Origin of the sequence: Acidiplasma cupricumulans (genome assembly GCF_001402935.1) — an archaeon.
GTDB lineage: Archaea > Thermoplasmatota > Thermoplasmata > Thermoplasmatales > Thermoplasmataceae > Acidiplasma > Acidiplasma aeolicum.
The window spans coordinates 1-4802 of the sequence record NZ_LKBH01000269.1 but is presented as its reverse complement, the minus strand read 5'-3'; the positions used below and the strand labels follow the sequence as shown (position 1 = coordinate 4802).

Here is a 4802-nt window from a genome sequence, read left to right as displayed (position 1 = left end):
TATATATTAGACATCTGTCTAAAAAATTTAATGTATTTTTTTTATAACATCGAAAAACTCATTAAATAAATTCTCCAAAGGCTCTAAAAAATATATGGATAGAACTGTTAACCTCCCGGGAAGCATCGTCCACAAATTACGTATTTCCTTATATTTGTCTTTTATACTTAAATTATCAAAGTTTTCAGAGAGGTCCATAGACGATAAGAAGATCATCATGGATGTATCTATATAATTAAAAGAATCAATACGCCACATATAAATAACTTCAAGTAAGCCAATGAGAGCGCTTGCAAAATTAAAATCCGAAACTTTACTATTATATTTCTTCTCCATCTGAGTACTGAATATTTGATACAAATTTTGTCTACCATTTGGAGCTAATAAGAAATCATCCCTATTTTTGACTTTTTCTGCATATATGCTTGCAACGCGTATTTTTTCCCCGCCAGCAGTCGCAAAGATAAGTTCATTCATCATTTTTATTGTATTTTTATAATTTTCCTCATCTAGTGGCACTTGTCGTAGAAATTCAAATTCACGTTTTCCAATCTTACTTATATTTATTAATGGATCGTAAAGTAATTCAATAGATGTTCTGGGAGATAGATAATAAAGATTGCCTATAATTACAGATAAAATAAATTTATATTTTCTATCATTAAGTAAATTTTCCGAAAAAGGTTTTCTATTTCCGTATAATGTATAATGTAGGCAGTATCTAATTAATTTTGGCATATCGTATTTTTCATGATACATGCTTTCTGTGATTTTCCCAATTTTATTTAAAAGCTCAATGTCTTTTTCATCCCCTATAAATATGTAGTTTCCAGCATTTTTAGGGATATTAACCGCAATATCTAATGTATCTTCAGGAAATTCAGAATCAGTTTTTATTGTTCTAAAAAACATATCTAAATTTTCATGAGTTTGTGATATATTTAAAGAAACAAAAGAAATTAGGCCTTTAATGATTTCATTTAATTGAGGCGCCCTATTGTATAGTAATCCGGTCATTATACAGCTTGTCTGGATCCTATATAATAAAGAATATTCATAATCGTTAAGTTTTATTGAAATTCTTGTTTTGCTCATATAGAAAGGTAAATCAAAAACGTATAAGTATATTTCTATTAATATTATTAGAATTATTAAACGTATAGTTATAGTTAAAAACGTATAAAATAGAAAAGTTTAATAACTAAATATAAATATACTTTTTATGTGTAATTATACGGTGATGAAAAAATGAAGTATGACTACGATCGAATGGAGATTTATATCAAGAGGAATGAAAAATTAAAGATTCAAAGGCTTGCCCATAGAAAAGGTAAATCTGTTTCTAGGTTTCTTGTTGAATCAGCTCTTGGTGAGGAGGTTATCAGAGAATGAAATCAAATTCGATTAAAAATGAGCCAAAACCTAGACTTTTTGAGCTTTGGGATCAAATTATCGGAAATAGGGATCATGAAAACAAAGGAAAGGAGGAAATGAAAAAATGACAGCAAAAGGCCCAATAAAATTAACCTCACACTTCCTTATTTTTTGTATTGATTTGCATGTTAATAAAGATTTTTATAGTGAGGTATTTACAAGATGATAAACGAAATACTGGATGCTGCAAAAAAATACTGTGAACAAAGCTTTTTTGTAATTCCTGTAGGTAAAAACAAAGTGCCGCATACAATTCACGGCCTTAAGGATGCAACAAATGATTATAATAAATTTTTGAAATTATATAAAGAGGGGGATCAGATAGCAATATTAACTGGTCCAATCAACAATATTTATGTTATCGATTGTGATGTTGAAAAGGATAGCCAGCATAAGCCAGTTTTAAAGGATGGAAAAATTATAAACACCGGCGAACAGAACTTTATCAGCCAATTTATTAACAAAAATAATGCACAAAAATTCAAAACCAAGACCATTGAAACGCAATCAGGTGGAAGGCAATTATACTATAAGTTGAAAGATGATCAAACCCATTTAAAAACACATATAGGCATATTGCCCAAGGTGGATTTTAAGGGAGATGGGGGCTATGTTGTTGCACCTCCCAGTGAAGGCCAGTACGGGAAATACAAAATAATAGTTGATGCCCCAATTTCAATTATGCCTGATGAATTATATAATTATATATTTGAATTAGATATGCCTGACGATTCCAATGAGCCTATTGTCCCTATAAATTTCAACGATAAAAATATTTTATCGCTAATTAAGACTCTAGCAGATATATTCAAGCACCCAAATGGCAAAGGCAATGAACTTTTAATGGCATTTTCAGGTGCTATGGCCCTTAGGGGGGTATCAATAGAACACACAAAGGAGATAATCAAAGAGGCTGCAAATTTAAATAAATGGCCGGATGTAAATTACGCTGTCATTGATAATTCCTATAATAAAGTTAAAAACCATAAAAAAGTCCTTGGCTACACTACTTTTAAAAATGATGTAATATCAAGCAAGGACCAATATGAAAATTTCGATGAAATTATAAAAAGCCTTGAATCGATATTTGAACATGAATCACCATTTTTTGATATTGATGAACATGGATTAAAGAAATTCAATAAGGCCAAAAGCATTGAATTTGTCAGAAAAAATTATGCAGACCTATTCACCGATGATCGGGGTATAATATATTATTTTTCTAAGGAGAATGGCTGGCATGAAGATATTGAGGCAGAAATCGCATCATTCATACAGTGCACCGATCAATCTTTATCGGAGCATAACGTTGATGAGATAATATCGGGCCTAAAGCATTTAACATTTGATAAATTTTTTAAATCAAATAAATTGCCGAATACCTTAATTCCCATAACTGAGGGGCTTTATAACATCGAAACAAAGTCACTGGAACAGCATAATCCCAATTATTTTTATAAAAACATTGCAAGAAAATACATACCAAATGTGAATCAACAGCCCTTGGCTTTTGATGATTTCTTAAACAAAGTCCTGGCGAATCCTGAAAAGGATAAAATGGCCGTGTATGAATCAATTGCATGGGGATTCCTAAACAACAACGATATTCAGGGAATGATGATATTTTACGGTGAGGGTGGCAACGGCAAGGGAATAATACAAAATGCCGTTATTGCAAATCTTCTTGGGCGTGAAAATGTTGCGATGCCTGATTTGAATAGAATAGCCAATTATCCATTTGAACTGCAATCACTAGTTGATAAAAGGATGTTGTTATTTTCAGAATCTGTAAAAGGTGTGACATATAATTGGGAGATAATTAAAAGAATAACTGGGCACGACTTTGAAAACATTCCTATTAAGAATAAGCCGTCTACTCAATATCAATATAAATCTGCAGTTATATTATCAACAAACCAGTTAATTCCGCCTAAAGATGAGCTTGCCATTTGGAGAAGAATTATAAACATAGTTGAATTCGATAATTACTTAAATTCACTGGATTCAAGTGAAATATCCCAAATTGTAGCTGAGTTAACGGCCCCTGCTGAGCTTGATAAACTTTTTTCATTCATTGTTGATAATATTTTGCCCAAATTTTTAGCTTCTGGGTTTTCTACTAGATACGATTTAAAAACATCCAAAGAAAAGTATCTGATTAAGTCAAATCCAGCGATTGCATATTTAACACTAAAAGAAAATAGGGGAGAAATATTAACTGACCCCAATGATGCAATTGAGTACTGCAATCAGCGTGGACTAGACCCGAATAAATGCATTATCACAAATAAGGATGGCACAATCACAGTTTTCCAGATCAAAAAAACACTGATACAACAAATTAATAAATTTTGCGAAGGAAATCATTTGCCGAAATACAATGAAGAAGAAAGGCTATCGCAAATAAAGGTCGGACAAGCAATACATTATTTGAATTTAGAAATACAAAACTTTGATAGGCAGATAAATGGCAAGAGGATTATTGCATGGGCTGGAATATTTGTAACACCCGATGAGGAAGATTTAAAAATTGATGATAATGATGAGAGTAACCCTGAAAATCCAGATCCACACAAAGAACTATCCGACAATAATAAAAACAATGATGATGAAAATAAAAAATCAGAAGCCCCAGATAATGACAAGAAAAGCTATAATAATGGCGACATCGATTCTTTACCAGAAGGCCCATTTAAAGAATCTCTAAAAGAAGAACTGGAATTGCAAAAATTACAAAAGCAAAAAGAACAGGAAAATGAAGATAACAAAAATACAGGAAATTCAGAGAATAAAGACTCCGAGAAGGCAAAAGAAGGCAATGGAGGAAATAATGAAAATAACAAAGGTAACCCAGAAAACATTATAATTCCAAAAGGCAGGCCACATTATTATCAAATAAACAAGAATTTCAATAAATATGATTATTCATTTTTCTATGGGTCCGAAATAGTACTGGACAGTTTTAGGACAATAACCAAAAAGGGTTCATCTGAAACATCATCTGTTCTTTTAAAACTTATTATCCCAGTTCCGTTAAATAAAACGCCAAAGGAATGGAATTCATTTTTATCCGATTCTAAAGAAATATCAGAAACCGATTTTAACATATTATCCAGGGGTGATTCTCAATGACTTACACTGATATTTTTTACATAGGCCCAGAGATGAATGTATGCGGATATTACGGTGATTACAGGCTATCTCCAGGAAAGGTAACAGTTGAATCCTGGATGGCTGATATTTTAATTAATCACGGTTATGGCTTATCCTTAAAGCCAGGGGATGAAAGCCATGAAAGAAGGAATAAAAAATATAATAAAAAGGTTAGAGCAGGCCATAAAGAAAATATTCAGAAAGGAGGCGAATTA

Annotated in this window: 4 protein-coding genes; 3 read left to right on the top strand and 1 reads right to left on the bottom strand. The window is 31.7% G+C overall.

Annotation, left to right across the window (positions count from 1 at the left end; genetic code table 11):
* Nucleotides 1-27: 27 nt before the first annotated feature.
* Nucleotides 28-1095 carry a hypothetical protein gene (locus AOG55_RS07315; RefSeq protein ID WP_156318801.1) on the bottom strand — a complete coding sequence of 356 codons (1068 nt, stop codon included), beginning with the start codon at nt 1093-1095 and terminating at the stop codon, nt 28-30.
* Nucleotides 1096-1248: 153 nt separating this feature from the next.
* Here AOG55_RS07315 and AOG55_RS09400 point away from each other — a divergent pair, with 153 nt between their 5' ends.
* The 3 genes from AOG55_RS09400 to AOG55_RS07305 form a co-directional block, all read left to right on the top strand.
* The gene (locus AOG55_RS09400) at nt 1249-1392 is read left to right on the top strand and encodes a hypothetical protein (protein ID WP_156318800.1); all 144 of its coding nucleotides are present in this window, start codon (nt 1249-1251) and stop codon (nt 1390-1392) included.
* Between the two features lie 204 nt (nt 1393-1596).
* Complete coding sequence (locus AOG55_RS07310; protein WP_055041101.1) at nt 1597-4566, top strand: bifunctional DNA primase/polymerase; 2970 nt, start codon at nt 1597-1599, stop codon at nt 4564-4566.
* The coding region (locus AOG55_RS07305; protein ID WP_156318799.1) for a hypothetical protein at nt 4563-4802 on the top strand (240 nt) is incomplete at its 3' end. The genes AOG55_RS07310 and AOG55_RS07305, both read left to right, overlap by 4 nt.